At 55.7% G+C, this 17,423-nt stretch carries 20 protein-coding genes and 1 pseudogene; 14 read left to right on the top strand and 7 right to left on the bottom strand.

Features of this window, described 5'->3' with window-relative positions; translation table 11 throughout:
* Window position 1: 1 nt before the first annotated feature.
* Window positions 2–358: a cytochrome o ubiquinol oxidase subunit IV gene (gene cyoD, locus PKO01S_RS10245; RefSeq protein WP_127531246.1), complete on the top strand. Its 357-nt coding sequence runs from the start codon at window positions 2–4 to the stop codon at window positions 356–358.
* Window positions 359–479: 121 nt separating this feature from the next.
* Here cyoD and PKO01S_RS10240 read toward each other — a convergent pair whose 3' ends face one another.
* Entirely contained in the window at window positions 480–746 is a 267-nt protein-coding gene (locus tag PKO01S_RS10240) for a helix-turn-helix transcriptional regulator (protein ID WP_127531245.1), read from the bottom strand.
* Between the two features lie 179 nt (window positions 747–925).
* Between PKO01S_RS10240 and PKO01S_RS10235 the strand changes: the two genes are divergently transcribed.
* Window positions 926–1,306, top strand: a complete 381-nt coding sequence (locus tag PKO01S_RS10235; protein WP_127531244.1) for a helix-turn-helix domain-containing protein — start codon at window positions 926–928, stop codon at window positions 1,304–1,306.
* Window positions 1,307–1,368: 62 nt separating this feature from the next.
* Here the strand turns inward: PKO01S_RS10235 and PKO01S_RS10230 are convergent, their stop codons facing one another.
* Entirely contained in the window at window positions 1,369–2,556 is a 1,188-nt protein-coding gene (locus PKO01S_RS10230) for a PdaC/SigV domain-containing protein (RefSeq protein WP_127531243.1), read from the bottom strand.
* Between the two features lie 213 nt (window positions 2,557–2,769).
* Here PKO01S_RS10230 and hmpA point away from each other — a divergent pair, with 213 nt between their 5' ends.
* Window positions 2,770–3,981, top strand: coding sequence for an NO-inducible flavohemoprotein (gene hmpA / locus PKO01S_RS10225; RefSeq protein WP_127531242.1), 1,212 nt, complete (start codon window positions 2,770–2,772; stop codon window positions 3,979–3,981).
* Window positions 3,982–4,007: 26 nt separating this feature from the next.
* Here hmpA and PKO01S_RS10220 read toward each other — a convergent pair whose 3' ends face one another.
* A complete protein-coding gene (locus PKO01S_RS10220) occupies window positions 4,008–4,502 on the bottom strand; it encodes a Crp/Fnr family transcriptional regulator (protein ID WP_127531241.1) in 495 nt (164 codons plus the stop codon).
* A gap of 178 nt (window positions 4,503–4,680) precedes the next feature.
* Here PKO01S_RS10220 and PKO01S_RS10215 point away from each other — a divergent pair, with 178 nt between their 5' ends.
* The 6 genes from PKO01S_RS10215 (at window position 4,681) to PKO01S_RS10190 (ending at window position 10,643) form a co-directional block, all read left to right on the top strand.
* Window positions 4,681–5,076, top strand: coding sequence for a Fur family transcriptional regulator (locus PKO01S_RS10215; protein ID WP_127531320.1), 396 nt, complete (start codon window positions 4,681–4,683; stop codon window positions 5,074–5,076).
* Complete coding sequence (locus PKO01S_RS10210; RefSeq protein ID WP_127531240.1) at window positions 5,052–5,867, top strand: winged helix-turn-helix transcriptional regulator; 816 nt, start codon at window positions 5,052–5,054, stop codon at window positions 5,865–5,867. Before PKO01S_RS10215 ends, PKO01S_RS10210 begins: the two co-directional genes overlap by 25 nt.
* 179 nt (window positions 5,868–6,046) lie before the next feature.
* Entirely contained in the window at window positions 6,047–7,351 is a 1,305-nt protein-coding gene (locus tag PKO01S_RS10205; protein WP_407669643.1) for a catalase, read from the top strand.
* Between the two features lie 744 nt (window positions 7,352–8,095).
* Window positions 8,096–8,407, top strand: coding sequence for a hypothetical protein (locus PKO01S_RS10200; RefSeq protein ID WP_127531238.1), 312 nt, complete (start codon window positions 8,096–8,098; stop codon window positions 8,405–8,407).
* Between the two features lie 21 nt (window positions 8,408–8,428).
* Window positions 8,429–9,976: an S-layer homology domain-containing protein gene (locus PKO01S_RS10195; RefSeq protein ID WP_164779558.1), complete on the top strand. Its 1,548-nt coding sequence runs from the start codon at window positions 8,429–8,431 to the stop codon at window positions 9,974–9,976.
* 169 nt (window positions 9,977–10,145) lie between these two features.
* On the top strand, window positions 10,146–10,643 hold the full coding sequence (locus tag PKO01S_RS10190) for a CcdC family protein (protein ID WP_127531236.1): 498 nt from the start codon (window positions 10,146–10,148) through the stop codon (window positions 10,641–10,643).
* 76 nt (window positions 10,644–10,719) lie between these two features.
* Here PKO01S_RS10190 and PKO01S_RS10185 read toward each other — a convergent pair whose 3' ends face one another.
* Both PKO01S_RS10185 and PKO01S_RS10180 read right to left on the bottom strand, forming a co-directional pair.
* A complete protein-coding gene (locus PKO01S_RS10185) occupies window positions 10,720–11,721 on the bottom strand; it encodes a FecCD family ABC transporter permease (RefSeq protein WP_127531235.1) in 1,002 nt (333 codons plus the stop codon).
* Window positions 11,708–12,733 (bottom strand): FecCD family ABC transporter permease, encoded by a 1,026-nt coding sequence (locus PKO01S_RS10180; protein ID WP_127531234.1) that lies wholly within the window; start codon window positions 12,731–12,733, stop codon window positions 11,708–11,710. The genes PKO01S_RS10185 and PKO01S_RS10180 overlap by 14 nt, the downstream gene beginning before the upstream one ends.
* 247 nt (window positions 12,734–12,980) lie before the next feature.
* Between PKO01S_RS10180 and PKO01S_RS10175 the strand changes: the two genes are divergently transcribed.
* The 3 genes from PKO01S_RS10175 to PKO01S_RS10165 all read left to right on the top strand — a co-directional run bounded on the left by PKO01S_RS10175 (window position 12,981) and on the right by PKO01S_RS10165 (window position 15,206).
* Window positions 12,981–13,952 (top strand): ABC transporter substrate-binding protein, encoded by a 972-nt coding sequence (locus PKO01S_RS10175; RefSeq protein WP_127531233.1) that lies wholly within the window; start codon window positions 12,981–12,983, stop codon window positions 13,950–13,952.
* Between the two features lie 202 nt (window positions 13,953–14,154).
* Window positions 14,155–14,595, top strand: coding sequence for a MarR family winged helix-turn-helix transcriptional regulator (locus PKO01S_RS10170; protein ID WP_246070521.1), 441 nt, complete (start codon window positions 14,155–14,157; stop codon window positions 14,593–14,595).
* A 116-nt stretch (window positions 14,596–14,711) separates the two neighbouring features.
* Complete coding sequence (locus tag PKO01S_RS10165; RefSeq protein WP_127531231.1) at window positions 14,712–15,206, top strand: glutathione peroxidase; 495 nt, start codon at window positions 14,712–14,714, stop codon at window positions 15,204–15,206.
* Between the two features lie 99 nt (window positions 15,207–15,305).
* Here PKO01S_RS10165 and PKO01S_RS10160 read toward each other — a convergent pair whose 3' ends face one another.
* Both PKO01S_RS10160 and PKO01S_RS10155 read right to left on the bottom strand, forming a co-directional pair.
* Window positions 15,306–15,887: a hypothetical protein gene (locus PKO01S_RS10160; RefSeq protein ID WP_127531230.1), complete on the bottom strand. Its 582-nt coding sequence runs from the start codon at window positions 15,885–15,887 to the stop codon at window positions 15,306–15,308.
* Window positions 15,888–15,941: 54 nt separating this feature from the next.
* Window positions 15,942–16,472: a hypothetical protein gene (locus PKO01S_RS10155; RefSeq protein ID WP_127531229.1), complete on the bottom strand. Its 531-nt coding sequence runs from the start codon at window positions 16,470–16,472 to the stop codon at window positions 15,942–15,944.
* Between the two features lie 239 nt (window positions 16,473–16,711).
* Here PKO01S_RS10155 and PKO01S_RS10150 point away from each other — a divergent pair, with 239 nt between their 5' ends.
* Entirely contained in the window at window positions 16,712–17,155 is a 444-nt protein-coding gene (locus PKO01S_RS10150) for a DUF6385 domain-containing protein (RefSeq protein ID WP_127531228.1), read from the top strand.
* A gap of 46 nt (window positions 17,156–17,201) precedes the next feature.
* Window positions 17,202–17,423 (top strand): annotated as a pseudogene (locus tag PKO01S_RS10145) (DUF6385 domain-containing protein); the annotation flags it as partial.

Genomic DNA, 17,423 nt, shown 5'->3' with positions numbered 1-17,423 from the left:
GATGGCGCAATCGACGCATTCGCACGGCTCTCACGGGCACGGACATGGTCATGATGGCCATGAAGGCGGGCACGGCTCGCTGAAATCTTACGTAATCGGGTTTCTCCTGTCGATCGTCTTGACGATCATTCCGCTCGTCGTCGTTATGAACGATATGATGAGCAAGAACGGCACGATTGTGCTGATTCTCATCCTTGCCGTCCTGCAATTCGCCGTACAGCTCTGGTTCTTCATGCATCTGAAGGAAGGCGAGAACGCGAAGTGGAACATTGCCGCGCTGTTATTCGCGGTGCTGATTCTGGTCGTCGTCGTTGCCGGCTCGATCTGGATTATGGCTTATAATACGGTTGCGCATTAAGTTAAGCGCAGCGGCACGAGAAGAAGCCGTCCCGGCTGCCTCTATAGGAGGCGGTCGGGGCGGCTTCTTCTTGTTGTCGCTCACCGGCAGGTGCATCATGCTGAAGAGGACTTGGGCTTGTCTACTTGTTCACGACGGGAACGAGTACGGTGCCGAGCCGATCGCGGTCGGACGGAAGCGTAGGGTTAAAGAACAGATCGCCGATCGGCAACTGGAAGTAGTCGGAGAGCTTGCGAATCGTCTCCGCTCGCGGGGAATAACGTCCCGTCTCGATCTGTGACAGAGAAGCCCGGTCGATGCCGAGCGCATCGGCCAATTGCTGCTGGGTAATTCCGCGCAGCTTGCGAACTCGGGAAATACGATTCCCGATTACTGCAGGGGGAGCCATTCAAATCACCGCCAACAAAAGTAGTAATCGACATAAGTTACAAAATTGTCCATGAAAATAATATACAGTAAATTGTGTTGAATGACAACACATTTGTTTCGGTTAGGTTCACATGTTTTGGGCAAAAGATTGTGTTTCGCGAGACGAAACAAGTAAGATGGTGTTGGGTGATTGTGGGAATGGATAGCGAATGGACGGATAAGAAAGAGTTCGGACTTACCATTCGGCGGCTCCGCTTAACGAATAATTTGTCGCTGCGGGATTTGGCGGACCGATCCGGCATCAGCTATTCGTTCATCAGCTCCATCGAGAAGGGGCGGTTCTCTCCATCCCGGGAAACGGTCGTCGCGCTCGGTCAGGCACTGAACGGTGTCGACTTGAATGAGTTGTTGATGCAGGCCGGGTATGCTCCCGTCTCTGGGCTTGTGAAGGAAGAAAGCGTGTTGTATGAGCCGGAAGTGCAGTTCATTCTGCGCGCGAAGCGTGAGATGACGCCGAAGGCGTTCAAGACGTTCATGCGGATCGTCGAGCAGACGAAGAAAGCATTGGAAGATGAATAAGGGTCGTTCCTCTTTGGCATCATGACTATCGCCAAGGAGAAACGGCCCTTATTTTGTCCTAATTAGCCGCTGATCGTAATGGAGCCGGAGTCGTTCGCAATGACGCGTAGCTTCAGAATGCTGTCGAAGAAGTGAACGGGCACGTATACAGTGCCTTTGATGACAGTCGGTGCAGCGCTAAGCTTTACTGGAGCCATCTTATTCGCGAAATAGCTGTTCTTGCCGACCGTAACGGAAGTCCACTGCGCACCGCGGGACAGCTCGACGCTCTGCGTGCGGTTGTTCCAGACAATCTTGTAGCCGAGCGCTTCTGCTGCTTGGCGGAGCGGTACGAGCCGTGCGTTCGCCGGGCCTGCCGGTGTCAGCGTAACCGTTCCGATTGCGCCGGCTTTGTCGGTTACGGCGACGTAGTTGACGCCGCTTGCGTAAGGAGCGATTTCATACTGCTGGAAGACAAGATTGACGGTTCCGTTCTCCATGAAGAAAGGCATCTCGGCTGAAATCCCTTTGAAAATATCGAATACATCCGTGTAGTAGTTGTCCCGATTTTTAAGAATTTGCTGGTATACGGCGTTGTTGGCCTTCTTAAGGCCGCCCTCGCCCAGCGCTTGCTTCAACGTCAGCGTGGATGCTTCGGCATTCGTCTGCGCATTATAGGAATCGACGCGCGTCATGCCGTGCGCTCCGCCGGTGTACATATAGGTATTGACGAGAATCGACAACACATTGCCGCTGTCGGCATTGCCGTCTGACTTCACTTCATAGGACACATAGAGCTCGTGCTGACGGAATGGATAATCGTATTGCTCAGCAGATGCCTTGTCTTCTGCGGCTGGTTTCTTCATCGATTCCAAGTCCGCCAGGGCAGTCTTCTCAATCGCCTTGTTCAACTTCTCTTGGTAGCTGGCATCCGTCATGCCGCTAATTACCGGGAGCTCAATCGTAACCTTGATAACATCGGCAGGGAAGTCTACCTCAAGCTGCTTCTTCGTCACAGTAACCGTTTGGGCGTTCGGGATCTCAGCCGAGATGGGAACAGCCGTGACCGGGCCATTGCTCGGATCCAGTTGTGCGGAGATCGGAACAGCCGTCACCGGCTCGCTGCCAGGGTCAAGCTGGGCAGAGATCGGAACGATAGCGACAGGTTCCGGACTAGCGGCATCTTGAGCCGATGCGAGCGGTACGGAGAGGGTGAGCAGACAAGCGCCTGCTGTTGCGAGAGTGAGCATTTTGAATGGCGATTTCTTCATGATGGGCCTCCTGGCGATTACATAAGGTGTGTGGTGTGTAAGACATAACGATAGACGAGAGGAGGTTTACGAATGTTACAGCTTTCGTGAAGTTGTTCAAAAGAAATTCAAGCTTGATGTGATTCGAATCACACAGCGGGAAGAAGGCAGAGAAGTATAATCGAAGAGGAAGAAGAGAAACGATATTTGAACCTTGAAGGGGAGCGAATGATTATGTTGAGCGAAGCAACAATTGCAACAATCAAGTCGACCGTTCCGGTATTGGCGGAGCACGGAAGAACGATAACGGAGCATTTCTATAAAAGAATGTTCAGCCGTCATCCAGAGCTGCTGAATATCTTCAATCACGCGCACCAGAAGCAGGGAAAGCAGCCGCAGGCGCTTGCCAATGCGGTCTACGCCGCTGCTGCGCATATCGATAATTTGCCGGCGATATTGCCTGCCGTCCGCGTCATCGCGCACAAGCACCGGAGCCTTGGCATCACAGCCGACCAGTATCCGATCGTCGGCGAGAATCTGCTTGCCGCGATCCAAGAAGTGCTGGGTGAAGCGGCGACGCCGGAAATATTGGCGGCGTGGGGAGAAGCATACGGCGTCATCGCCGATGTGTTTATCAGCATAGAAGCGGAGATGTACAAAGAAGCGGAGCAAGCCGTTGGCGGCTGGGCGGATTTCCGGCCTTTCGTCGTGGACCGCAAGGTGGCAGAGAGCGAAGTGATTACGTCGTTCTATCTCGTTCCGCAAGATGGAGCGGCGATCGCTTCATTCGAACCGGGTCAGTATATAACGGTGAAGGTGAACGTTCCGGGGAGTCCGAATACGGCGAACCGCCAGTACAGCTTGTCCTGCGAGCCTGGCAAGCCGTATTACCGTCTGTCGGTGAAGCGTGAGGAAGGCGGTCTCGTGTCCAACTATCTGCATCAGCAGGTTAACGCGGGCGACGTGCTGGATCTGTCGGCTCCTGCAGGCGAATTCCTGCTCGACCGGCAAGACAGCCGTCCGGTCGTCCTGCTTAGCGGCGGCGTTGGATTGACGCCGATGACGAGCATGCTGCATACGCTGGCCGCCGATGCCGCGAAGGGCATACAGCCGGGCAGGGCGGTCCTGTACATGCATTCAGCGCTAAGCGGCAGCGTGCATGCACTGCGCGATGAAGTGCTGGCGGCAGCCGGCCGGATCGGCGAATCCGCGAAGGTTCGGTTCGTATACGAGCAGCCGACCGAAGCGGACCGCGCAGCCGGGCTGTTCGACCGTGAAGGCCGGATCGATGCCGCGTATCTTGCGGCGGAATCTCCAGCGGATGCCGTGTATTACATTTGCGGACCGGTTCCATTCATGCGGGCGATGGTCGAAGCGCTGCAATCGCTGGGCGTCGAGAACGACCGCATCCGGTACGAGTTTTTCGGCCCGGCTTCACAGCTGTAAGCTAATATCGTATCGCCAAGCCGCGCTTAGCCGCGCAGCAGCCGGTTGACTGTCTCCCGGCGAATGGCTAGGAACTGACCGATCTCCTCCTGAGTGAGCAGATCGGTCAGTTTTGTTTCCGGAGGAACATAGGTTTCGATCCAGCGGCGGAACGACTCCAGCTTGTCCGCCGGACTGCTGAGCGCCAGTTGGTCGATCCTCTCTTGCATCATGCGAAGCTTGCCTTGAAGCAGTTGGGCAGCCTCCAGCGCTGCGGGAGCGTCGACGGCAAGCCTCGCGTACCATTCAGCGGCTGGAATGGTTTCGACCTCGCTGGTGACGAGCGCGATTGCGGTGCCATGAAACGCTTTAGGCGATATAAGCGAATGATGGGGAATGACTTCCCCAGGAATGATGAAATTAAGCAGCAGCACCGTTCCGTCCTCGCGGACGCGAACGATCTTGAGCAGACCGGAATGAAGCCGGAACAGCGACCCCGATTCCCCCTGCCGAAACAGTACCTCGCCGCGATGCAGCAGCATTGGGCAGCACCTCCTTCCGTAAGCATAACATATGCCAGGTTGTGGCATGCTCTATTTTAGCAATGGTCATTGACTTGAACTAATTCTAAATTTATAATAATTATAAAATAAGAACAATAAGTAATAACGTGTGCAGCAACCGCCGCACTAACGATATTATTCAGGATAAAGGATGACCATTATGAAATTAAATTTGACGACTCAGCGCAAGGCAGTGCTGGAGATCCTTCAGCAGGCACACGATCACCCGACGGCGGCTGATGTGATGGACCGGCTTCGTGCACAAGGCCATCTGTTCGCTTATGGAACGGTATACAATTCGCTGCGTTATCTGACGGAGGCCGGGCTGGTCAAGGAGCTGAAGCTGGGCGAAACGGCTTCGCGCTATGATGCCAGAACGGAAGATCACCATCATATCGTGTGCGTACGCTGCGGACGCGTCGATGAGGTGACGATGGAGCTGCCTGCGGAATGGCTGGCAAGAGCTGCACAGGAAACCCATTATCAAGTGCATCACGCGTCCGTGGTGCTCGAAGGAGTGTGTGAAGAATGTTCGGTTCAGAACGACAAGTAAACGGTAATCCATCCGCTAGACGCCGCATCATGATCGTCAGCGGCAAGCCCGTACCGATGCAAGAGGCAGTCAGTCTGCTTATTGACGACGGCTTTGACGTGTTCCTGACCCATCAGCTCCCGGAGCCGGGCTTCATTGCCCAGCTTGCGCCGGATATGCTGATTTGCGACATGACGGGAGAAGCGCAGGCTGTTCCGGCGTCTCCGTCTGCTGCTGTCCGAATGTTCGAGCCGCTCGGGATCGCTGCATCCCGCGTGCTGTTCCTCGTCACAGAGACAACGCTCGCGAAGCGTCTGTCTGAAGGAGGCGTGGACGAGATGCTGCTATGGCCAGGCAGCGCCGCGGAGGTGCTGCTTCATGCAAGACGCATCGTCCGGACAGCTGGCGCCGGCCAATGGCAGTTGCAAGGTGCAGGTTCTGGCGCAGGCGGGGGTTCGCGGCCGTTCAAAGATTTGTTGATCGATACCGGACGGATGGCTGTGTACCGGGACAGCCGCGAGCTGCGGCTTACGAGAACAGAATATGAGCTGCTGCTCGTTCTGCTGAATGCCGGAGGAAGCGTGCTGACACGGGAGACGATTACCGAGCGGATCTGGGGCTGCTCCTTATTCGGCAACAGCAACACGGTGGACGTTCATGTGAAGACGCTGCGCAAGAAGCTCGGCGATAACGCTGTTTTCCCGAAATATGTCGCCACCGTACGCGGTGCAGGTTACCGGCTCGCGGATGAACGGCCTTCGCATCGTGCAGGCTATTCCTCGGCATTAACGACGAGTGCTTATTCCGGCTGACACCAGTAGATCATATAGGAGATGCGAGTTCATCGAAACCTCTTCTAACGCTTAACGTCGGCTCATGCGAGGCCTTGGTTGTCCATGTGTCATTGGATTAGATTAAGTCTAAATTCAATAAATTCACATGAATAAGCGGCGTACTAGCCGCATAACCGTTAGCGAGATGAGAGGAGAAGATCGAGATGAACGAGCATAGGACAGCGAACCAAGGCGTGCCGGTTGGAGAAGGTCCGAGCATTCGAACGGATGGGCAGCACGAGGCGTTTCGGATGGGGGACGGTCGTTGGACGGGGAAACCGCAGCAGTTGGACCGGGAGCGCATTGCGGAGCGTGGCGCCCAAGCGAGAGGGGCAGGCGCACGCGGCGTATTCGTCACCGAGCATTCGATGGCGGCGTATACAAAAGCACATTTTATCCAAAAGGAAGGCCAAGAAACCGCTGTGTTCGCCAGGTTCTCGAGCGTTATGCACGGACAGGGCTCTCCCGAGACAGCACGCGATCCGCGCGGTTTCGCAGTGAAATTCTATACGCAGGATGGTATCTACGATATCGTCGGCAGCCATCTGCCGGTGTCATTCGCCCGCGATGCGGCTAAGTTATCTGATATGTTGCATGCGATAAAGCTGTCACCGGACATGAGCGAGCAGATGTTGGCTCAATACTGGGACTATATGACGCGTATGCCCGAGACGACGCATATGCTTACGTGGCTGTTCTCCAATGACGGCACGCCGGCTAACTATCGGCAGATGAACGGCTACGGCGTCCATCCTTTCCAATGGACTAATGCTGAAGGCAAGCGGACTTATATTAAATATCATTGGCGGTCGAAGCAAGGGACCGCCAACTTTACGCCCCCTGAAGCAGCCGAGATGCAGGCGAACGATTTCAGCCATGCCACCCGTGATTTGTATGCGGCGATCGAGCTTGGCGGCTTCCCGCAATGGGAGCTGCATGTGCAGCTGTTGAAGCCTGAAGAGAAAGTGGCGCTGCCGTTCGATCCGCTTGACCCGACGAAGATATGGCCGGAGGACCAGTTCCCGCTCGTGAAGGTGGGAACGATGACGCTCAATCAGAACCCGGTCAGCTATTTCACCGAGGTTGAACGGTCCGTATTCGCGCCAAGCGCACTTGTGCCGGGTATTGATGCTTCAGAACCTTCAGAGCCGGACTGCGGCCAGCCAAGGATGCAGCAGGCACAGGCATTTGATGACGACAGCGAGGACTCGCTGCAAAGTCCCGCGAGAGGCGGGTACGCCGCGGGGGCAGACGATTTCACGCAGGCCGGCCAACGGTACCGTACGCTGCCGGAGGAGGAGTGCGAATGGCTCATTCAGAACCTGAGCGGCGAGCTGCGGCAGGTGCCTCAGCAGACGCAGCTTCTCGCCGTATGCAACTTCTTCCGCGCCGATATCCAATTCGGCAGCCGTCTTGCTGCCGGGCTCGGCATCGATCTCGGCAAGCATGTTCCGCGCAGCTAATAAGCGCGCCTTTCCTAAGCCCTTGTCTCTGCGGACGTTACCGCGGAGGCGGGGGCTTTATGCTGTTGCGGCCCACGGCGTGTATAGGCCCCCCCCTGCTCCATGAGTTCATTGTAATTTGTGCAATGAAACTCCCCTTTGATCGCCCCTATCCCTATCTTCGTTGTATTACGTACAATCACTTACCGCCGACAATGACTCCAAAAGGACCCTTTTGCCATTCGAGTGACTTTTTCGATTGTATAAAGTGCAATTAAATCAGTTATGGAGGGAAGTTATTCGTTTCTCGTTGTATGAAGTGCAATGAGATGGAATGAGATGTAATTTTCAAATGATGAAATGACTGGCAGGCTGCGTTGTGCTGAAGGATCGGCTTTGTTATGTTGAAGGATTGGTTGTGTTGTTCTGTGCTGAAGGATTGTCCATGTTTTGTTGAAGGATTGGTTGTGTTGTTCTGTGCTGAAGGATCGGCCGTGTTGAAAAGTCATTCTCCGTTCAGCGAATGAAGCCGGGAGTATTGTACAGCCCGGTTTCCTTATTCCGGCAGGTGGTTAATGGATGGAGGGTGCGGTCAAAGCGCGGTCAAAGTGTTGGCAAGCTGCTATTGATTCGAAGATATTCGCGGGTCATGGAGGAATTTGTAAAATAATAGCGAATAGAAATAGGAATTGTTTGGAAGACAGCATGATGGCTAACCATACAAGCTTTCCTGCAACAATGTCATGAAAGGATGTTTACAGCAAGATGAACGGGTTATTGTGCAAGCCATGCGGGTTTCTGGTGGCGGCCGCTCTGGTGCTGTCCATTGGCTGGACGGCGGAGTCACCGAAATCGCAAGCAGCAGCAGCGGACGCTTTGCAACTGACAGCGAACCGGACGAAGCAGGATATCGTGGACAAGTGGTTGCAGTACCGTCCGATGGAGACCGGGAGCAATTATATGGCGGCAGACCGCATCTACGAGATCGCGCCGCGCGTTACGCCTCCTTATTCGGCAGGAAAAATCAAACAAGCATACATAGAAGACGGCTTGAATGCCGCCAATTTCGTCCGGTAGTTGGCCGGTCTGCCTGACGATTTGACCGCCGATTGGCCGCTGGAGCAGCAGGAGCAGACGGCTGCGCTGGTCAATGCAGTCAATAACGAGCTCACCCATTATCCGTCGAAGCCGGCAGATATGGACGGGGAGCAGTTTAACCTCGGCCATGCCGGCACAAGTACAAGCAATTTGTTCATGGGCAGCCGAACGTTCTACGATAACGTACTCGGCTATATGTCGGACAGCGATTCGTCGAATATCGACCGGCTCGGACACCGGCGCTGGATTCTGAACCCGGAGATGCAGAAGACGATGTTCGGGATGGTGTATGCCGCGCAGAAGGACGGTTACTCGGCGCCATACGCCTCGATGTATGCGTTCAATCGGGACCGCAGCAGCGAGGTCAGCTACGACTATGTGGCATGGCCTTCGGCGGGTCATTTTCCGCAAGAGTTGTTCGCGGCAGGCGATGCATGGTCGGTATCCTTGAATCCGAAGCGTTACGATAAGAGCCGGATTTCCGATATCAAAGCGGAGCTGAAGCGGGAGCGGGACGGCCGCACATGGACGTTCGATTCCGGCGATACCAACAAATCGGGCCGCTATTTCAATGTCGAAACGAGCGGATACGGCATCCCGTTCGCCGTTATTTTACGGCCGGACGGCGTCGAGAAGTACGGTGATGATGATACCTATCAAGTGCGGATTACCGGTTTGTATGACAATAGCGGCGGGCAGAGGGAGGTTTCTTTCAAGACGACCTTCTTCCGATTGCTGACGAGCCCGGTAGCGCGTTACCCGATTCAACTGGACAAAGGGGAGACGGTTCAGCTCGGCCTCCGGAACGGAGCGCAGAAGATCGGGAATACGTTCCGAAGCAGCGATAAGACGGTTGCAACGGTGGACGCGAACGGCGTGGTGAAAGGCATCCGCGCTGGCAGCGCCAGCGTGTCGGTCGACGACTATCTGGGAACGAGCCGCGAGGTTTACATTCAAGTCCGGGATAAAGGCGAGAAAGTCAGCAAGTGGGCGGTACTGGACTATGCGGCTGCAAAAGGGAACGGCCTTGTCGATGCAAGCTACGATCATTCGTACCAGAAGCCGATTTCGAGATACGAGTTCACGGGCCTTGCGGTTCAAATGATGGAGACGGCCGTTGGCCGCAATCTGTACAATGACGATGTCGCCTACGGTAATTCTCCGTTCCGGGATGTCGACGATTGGCGCGTGACGCTGGCGAACAAGCTCGGCATTATCCAAGGAACGTCGGGGAGCAAATTCACTCCGTACGATACGATTACGCGCGAGCAGGCGGCAACGCTGCTGCTTAACTTGTACAACGCGGCTTTCCAGCTGTCGAGCGGCACATCGGCGTTCGCACCGGCGGGGGCAGAGCTGACCGGCAAGGTCAAATTCGGGGACGACGGCACCATTGCAGCCTGGGCGAAGGACAATGTCTATAAGGCAACGGCGTTGTCGCTCATGAAGGGGACGGGCGGGGGCCTGTTCACGCCGAAGGGCAAGCTGACGTATGAACAGACTTTCGTCATTCTGCAAAATGTGTTCAAAGTCATAGAAGCGAAGTAGTTCTCTTTTACTGCACTATACGGCGCGCGTGCCCATGAAGGTGCGCGCGTCTTTGAGTCTCTTTAGCCTATTACGGCCGTTTACTTGCGGGATGGAAGTTTTTCAAGTACGATGAAATTATTCATAACGTTCGGATTCGGACAAGTACGCGGCAAGAGGAGGACAAGCGATGCAGGCATCGGCCCAGCTCGTTCAATATGGTTCATTGTTTATGTCGATTGTCGCCGGGGCGACCGTAATAGCGGTCAGAATGAAAGCCTCTAACAAGCCGACGTCTCTGCGCAAAATTATTATGCCGCCGGTCGGCATGTCGACCGGTTTTCTTATGTTCGTCTCACCGCTGACGCATGTCTCCCTGCTCTGGGCGCTGGCCGCCTTGGCGGCAGGCATTCTCCTGTTCGCGCCGCCGCTGATCGCGACGTCGAATTTTGAACGGGTAGGCGAGGAAGTTTTTCTGCGGCGTTCGCGTATGTTTATTTACATCATTATCGGACTGTTCATCGCCCGTATTGCGCTGCATGATATTGTCGAGCGGTATGTGACCGTTCCACAGACGGGGGCTCTGTTCTTCCTGCTCGCATTCGGCATGCTTGTGCCTTGGCGGCTGGCGATGCTGATTCGTTACCGGAGACTGATGGCGTTCGGAACAGGCAACCCATCACAATAGCCCTATTGCTCGAGAATCAAAAGGCATCCTGCTGCGCTTTGGCGCGTGACAGGATGCCTTTGTTCGTTGATATAAGCTAGCTGCGGGAGCCTTTGCGCTTAGCAAGCAGCAAGTACAGGAAGAACGGCGCGCCGATCGCGGCGGTGAATACACCAGCCGGTATGTCGCTCGGCAGCAGCAGCGTGCGTCCGGCAAGGTCGGCGGCCAGCAATAGGAGGGCGCCGATCAAGGCGGACGTCGGCAGCAACCGCCCGTATTTCGGCCCGACGAGACGGCGCGCAATATGCGGTGCCATCAGGCCGATGAAGCCGATGCCGCCGGCCATGCCGACGGCTGCACCGGTCAAGCCGACGCTGAGCGCGAGCATGAGCAGCCGTGTGCGCTGCACTGGCGTGCCGATGCCGACCGCAAGCTCGTCGCCGAGCTCGAGCACGTTCAAGTAGCGCGACATATAGATCGCGGCGAACAACAGAACGGCTGCCCACGGAAGCAGCGTCCATACGTGCATCCAGGCCGTTCCGTACAACGTGCCGGTCATCCAGCCGAGCGCTTGCGAAGCCATATACGGCGGGCCGATCTTTAAGGCGAACGTCGTAAGCGCCCCCATCGCGGTAGCAAGCGATATGCCGATCAGGACGAAACGCAGCGGCGATATTCCTTTGCGCCAAGCGGCTGCATAGTTGATGGCTGCCGTAATGAACGCGCCAACAATCGCGAACAGCGGCACCCACTGGATGCTTAGTTCGCCGCCGGAGAAGGTCAGGAACAGAATCGACGCCACCGTCGCACCGCCGGATATGCCGACAAGGTCGGGCGAAGCGAGCGGATTGCGCACGAGCCCTTGCAGGATCGCACCCGCAGCGGCGAGCGACGCTCCGACCAGCACGGCCATAAGAACGCGCGGCAGCCGAAGTTTCACGATAATGAGCGAAGAGCTTGCATCGCCTAGCCCGATAAATGTTTTGGCGACACGGAATGCCGGAATATAGGTGCTTCCGACCGCGACGCAGACGACGACGGCAACGGCCGTAACGACAGCCAACAGAATGAGGACGGATGTAAATTTAAGATTGCGCATAGCTTCTCCTTCTGGCGACATAGATGAAGAACGGGACGCCGATCAGTGCAGTCGCGACGCCGACAGGCAGCTCCTCCGGCTGCAGGATGAACCGGCTGACCGTATCAGCCGCCATCAGAAGCGCCGCTCCGAGCACGACCGAGTACGGAATGATCCAGCGGTAGTCGTGTCCGATTAGAAACCGGCTGATATGAGGAATGATGACGCCGACGAATGCAATTGGGCCGGCAACGGCCACAGACGAACCGGCAAGCAGAACGACCAGCAGCGCCATAACCGTGCGGACGAGCCCGATGCGAAGACCGAGGCTGCGCGCCGTCTCTTCGCCCATGCTGAGCACATTGACCGACTTGGCCATAAGCAGCGCACCGGCAAGTCCGGCAATCGTGTAAGGAAGCACCGCGCTCAGATGGTGAAGGTCCCGACCGGAGACGGAGCCGACGAGCCAGAGCAGAATATCGTCGAGCATCTTGTTCTGCTTGAGCAGAATGCCCATCGTCCAAGCTGAAGCGAATGCCGCGACAGCCGAGCCTGCGAGCGTAACCCGGATCGGCGTCTCGCCTTGGCTCTTGCCTGCTGCTCCGAGAGAGAAGACGGCGAGCGCCGTTACGGCTGCGCCCGCGAAGGCGATTAGAATGAGTTGCGAGCTGGAGAACGCGCCGCTGCCTGCAATGGACAGCGCGATGACGACGGCAAGCGCCGCCCCGGAGTTAATGCCCATAACCGACGGCGAAGCGAGCGGGTTGCGGGTCATCGCTTGCATGAAGGCGCCCGCGACAGCCAGGCTTGCTCCGACGATCGCCGCAATCGTCATACGCGGAATTTGGACGTTGCGGATGATAAGATCCGTATTCGAGCCGTCGAAATGGTTGTAGGCATCGAAGACCTGCGCCGGCGTAAACGTATGGCTGCCATTGAACAGCAGACTGGCTGCTGCTGCGATAAGCATAATGACGAAGCCGATGGCCAGAAAGCCTGCCTTCTGGCCGGTGCTTTTAAGTAAAGGGTTCATTATAGCGTTAGCTCCTGCTAGTGGATTTGTCGAATCCTGACGATGTTGTTCGCTGCTTCAATTTTAGGCAAAGATGAACCGAGCGTCAATGATGGTGAGAATCATTTTCAAAGAATCGTTGACACAGGCTGATGCGGTGTACTATGATACGGTAAGTGTCGAAGATGATAATCGTTATCATCCGAACGTTTTTTTGATAAGTCGGATTACATACAACCTAGATTAGGGAAAAGGAAGGTCGAAACAGATGAAAAGAATGAAGAAGACATGGCTCGGTCTATTCGCACTGATGCTCGTATTCGCGGTTGTCGCGACGGGCTGCGGAAGCAAAGAAGAGAAATCGGAGGGCGGTACGGAGAGCGGCAGCGCTCAGACGGAATCGGTCCGTGAAATTAAACATGCAATGGGCACGACGAAGCTGACGGGAACACCGCAGCGCGTCGTTGTCCTGACGAATGAAGGCACGGAGGCGCTGCTGGCGCTTGGCGTTAAGCCGATCGGCGCGGTACAGTCGTTCGAAGGGGACCCGTGGTACCCGCACATTAAGGATCAAATGGAAGGCGTCGAAGTGCTCGGCGGCGAGTCGCAGCCGAACATTGAACTGATCGCAAGCTTGAAGCCGGATCTCATCATCGGCAACAAAATGCGCCAAGAGAAAGTGTACGACCAACTGAGTGCAATCGCTCCGACGGTCATGTCCGAGACGCTGCGCGGCGAATGGCAGAACAACTTCAAGCTGTATGCGGAAGCGCTGAACAAGAAAGAAGATGGCGATAAGCTGCTGGCTGATTTCGCTAAGAAGATCGAGGATGCGAAGACGACGCTTGGCGACAATCTGCAGAAGAAAGTATCGATCGTTCGCTTCATGCCGGACAAAACGCGTATCTACTACAATGAAACGTTCTCGGGCATGATTCTCGACCAGATCGGCATGGCACGTCCGGAAGCACAGTCGAAGGACGGTTTCGCAGATGACGTGAACAAAGACCGTATCCCGGACATGGACGGCGACATTCTGTTCTACTTCATGTACAATCCGGACGGCTCGGACACGACTCAGAAAGTGGCTGACGAGTGGATGAACGATCCGCTGTGGAAAAACTTGTCCGTAGCGAAAAACAACAATGTGCATCAAGTGGACGACGCGATCTGGAACACGTCGGGCGGCATCATCTCCGCGAACAAAATGGTGGATGAGCTTCTGACGTATTTCAAATAAGACAAATGGAAAGACTGCTTGGCGGCAAGGAATTGCCGCTGGAGCAGTCTTTTTTTGTTCTGTTCGACGAACACACGGGTTGGTTGCGTCCATTCAATGGGTTTGACAGGGCGAAGGCGGGTATGGTATTTTGAATGTATAAAGATTGTATGCAATTCAATTGCAGACATTATAAATGCGAGAGGAAGGAGGGAGACAGAACGTGACGGATTATCCGGTTCAATTAAAGCTGGAACATCAGCTTTGTTTTGCTTTATATGCTTGTTCGCGCGAGATGACGAAGCTGTACCGGCCGTTTCTGGACGAACTCGGCCTCACGTATACGCAATACGTGACGCTGCTTGTACTATGGGAGCAGGATAACGTGAGCGTGAAGCAGCTTGGCGAGGAGCTTCTGCTTGATTCGGGGACGCTGACGCCGCTGCTGAAGAAGCTCGAGGCGACGGGACTCATTACGCGCGCAAGAGATGCGAAGGATGAGCGGAGCGTTCTCGTGCAATTGACGGAGCAAGGCAGGGCGCTTCAGGTCCGCGCAACGGATATTCCGGAGAAAGTATTTTGCCAGACGGGATTGTCGCTCGAGGAAGGGAGCCGGCTGCGCGAGAAGCTGCAGCAGCTTGTCCGGGAGATGCAGGAGACTTAAGACTCAAGGCGAGGCGGACGGACAGGATTATAATGTCAGTAGACGAATGAAGGAGCAAGGCGGGCTACTCGTTCGGCGAGCGCCCGTCATCATTCAATAAATTGGAGGAATCGAACATGAGCGTATACGAATATACAGTTAACAATGCGAAGGGCGAACCGGTCAGCCTGTCGGCTTATAAGGGCAAGGTACTGGTGATCGTCAATACGGCGAGCCAATGCGGATTGACGCCGCAGTATGAAGGACTTCAAGCGCTGTATGAACAATTCGCGCCGCAAGGACTTGAGATTCTCGGCTTCCCGTGCAACCAGTTCGCAGAGCAGGAGCCGGGTACGAACGAGGACATTCAATCGTTCTGCAAGCTGAACTACGGCGTGACGTTCCCGATCTTCGCCAAAGTCGACGTACGCGGCGAGACGGCGATTCCGCTGTTCCGCTACCTGTCGGACTCTGCGCCGGTCGAAGCGCCGGAAGGCGAAGCGCAAGACAATGATCCGAAGTGGAACTTCACGAAGTTCGTCATCGACCGGGAAGGCCAAGTGGCAGCCCGGTTCGAGCCAAGAGAAACGCCGGCTGCCATGGAAGCGGCTTTGGCTGAGTTGCTGAAGTAAGCAAGGGCAGGTCTATGCGGTTGTAAGAAATGGGAGAAGGCTGTCGAGTTCAACACTCGGCAGCCTTTTTATTGTGCGGGGGGAAAGAAGTAGCATCGATTATGCCTCCCACCACATCACGGTTGCCGTTGTGGAGAGTACGCCGGCGACGGACAGTGAGGCACTAACGTTCATCGTGAAGATCTGGTTAGGCGGGATGACGAGACTCCCTTGGAACGGAAATTCGAACAGGCCGGGATTGATCGCGTAAGACATGAAGGAAGTGGCGCCTGATGGAGCGGATGTTGAAGAACGGGCGGTCATGCTGCTCGCCGCAGCGCTTCCGAACTTGGCGTTGAATGGAGTGAGCGTGGATGGCGACGACAAGGTGCCGCCCTGATAGAGCGTGACGCTAGCGCTGAAGCTGGAGAGAAGGCTGAGCGATACGTTGACGCCTCCGACGATGCCGGCTATGTACATCGTGCGTCCGCTTCCTAACGGGTTGCTGATCTGCAATGAGATGGTTACGGTTCCGCCGAGAATGCCGAGGCTGGAGGAGTTCGTTGCACTTGAGATGAAAGATCTGTCGTTTGCGGCCGCATTCGACTCCGGGGGCGCAACGATGCCTGGCTCAATATAGCTGTTCTTCAGCCGTCCGTAGAACGAGCTGTTGGATTGGTCGAATATAAAATGGTTGGGCATGCGCATCCTCCCTCTTCCTTGTCCGAAACAGCGGCGTAACGCCGTCTAAGCGGGTTATACTTCCCACCACAGCAGATTGAGCGAGGCTGTTAAGGAGCCCGTGCCGGCTGAAACCGTCAGCGTCTGGTTGGCAGGCACAATGATCGAGCCGTTCAAGTCGATGACATATAAATCCGCGGCCATGGCGGTGAAGAACGAAGTCGGGCTGCCGCCGAGCGCGCCTGTATTTTGTCTGGTCGTGACGACGCTTGTAGTCGAGCTGCCGAAGAAGGCGTTGAACGGCGCCGGCGTTGTGCCGCCTGTGATCGTTCCTCCCGAGTAGACGGTCAGCGTTATGGTGTTGGATGCGCCCCCTGCGATTCGAGATACGTACACCGTCCGTCCGCTCGCATTCGGATTCGTTATTTGCAGATGCAGACTAGCACCGGAACCCACGCTTACGTTGCCCGTCGTCAGGCAGAACAGGCGCTGATTGGCTGCGGCATCATATTCCGAGGGAGAGAAGATGCCAGGGGAGGCGTAGCCGTTATTCGCAAGCATATATACGGGGCTGTTCTCGTTGTTAAATACGGAATGGTTCGTCATGATCGGATGCGCTCCTTTCCCGCACGCAGCGTGAAGCGCCGGGCTTTTGCGGCAGAAGGCCTGCATTGAATACGTGCAGGCAAGTCCGCCAATTTATACTATGCGGAAGGAAGCGGCCGGTTGAGGGCGCTCGTCCTCCACTGCTCGGATTCGGCAGCGGGGAAGGAGGACAAACGCCGTTGCGGCAGGAGTAAGCGGTTCATACATTATCGGAGTATGGACGTCGAGGGGAAGATGATATGACGAGTGCACCTAGCCGCGGCCGCAAAGGGGGATCGTCCTATCCTTCCTCTGGATGCAAGCATAAGAGAGGCAGGCGGCCCAGGAAGCGGAGCTGTGATACGAAGCGGCGCCACGCTCGCAGCTTGTTCGTTGAACAGGTTTTTGCTGATGTGCGGACGACGGATGAATTCGCACCGCTGCCGAAACAGAGTACGGCCCATTTGACGGTATATTCCTATGCTGTCATTAACGAAGGCGGAGCTCCTGCAGTTGCGCAAGTTCAGGTTGGACCGGATGGAGATCATTTCGCCGCCGACGTGGAGGAGACGATTATGCCGGGGCAGACCCGCGTTATGGCGGTCGCCAGGTTTCAGCGTTTCACGAGGTTGACTGTCCGGTCTAAGCACGAGGACCAGCCAACGACGCTGACCGTTTATTTTCAGGCGCAGGCGCTGTGCTGAGGCTTCCCGGACGATCCGTCGGATTTTATGGTAAAGGTGATGAGGAATGCCGAACTTTTCTTCGTTTAACCCGAACCCGGACAATTTGCGTACGCTAATTTTCGGCCGGGATGCTACGTTGGAGCCGCAGGCGCTGGCTACGGATACGAACGGGTATTTGCTAAGCGTCATTATGGACGGTACGATCAGCAACATTTCGATCGACAGCGCAACGATTACGACCGGAACGATCGAGAGCGTAATGGGCGCAACGATCACAGCGGGAACG

This window comes from Paenibacillus kobensis NBRC 15729 (genome assembly GCF_004000825.1).
In the GTDB taxonomy this organism is placed as follows: Bacteria; Bacillota; Bacilli; order Paenibacillales; family Paenibacillaceae; genus Paenibacillus_T; species Paenibacillus_T kobensis.
This window is presented reverse-complemented; position numbering and strand designations above follow the sequence as displayed.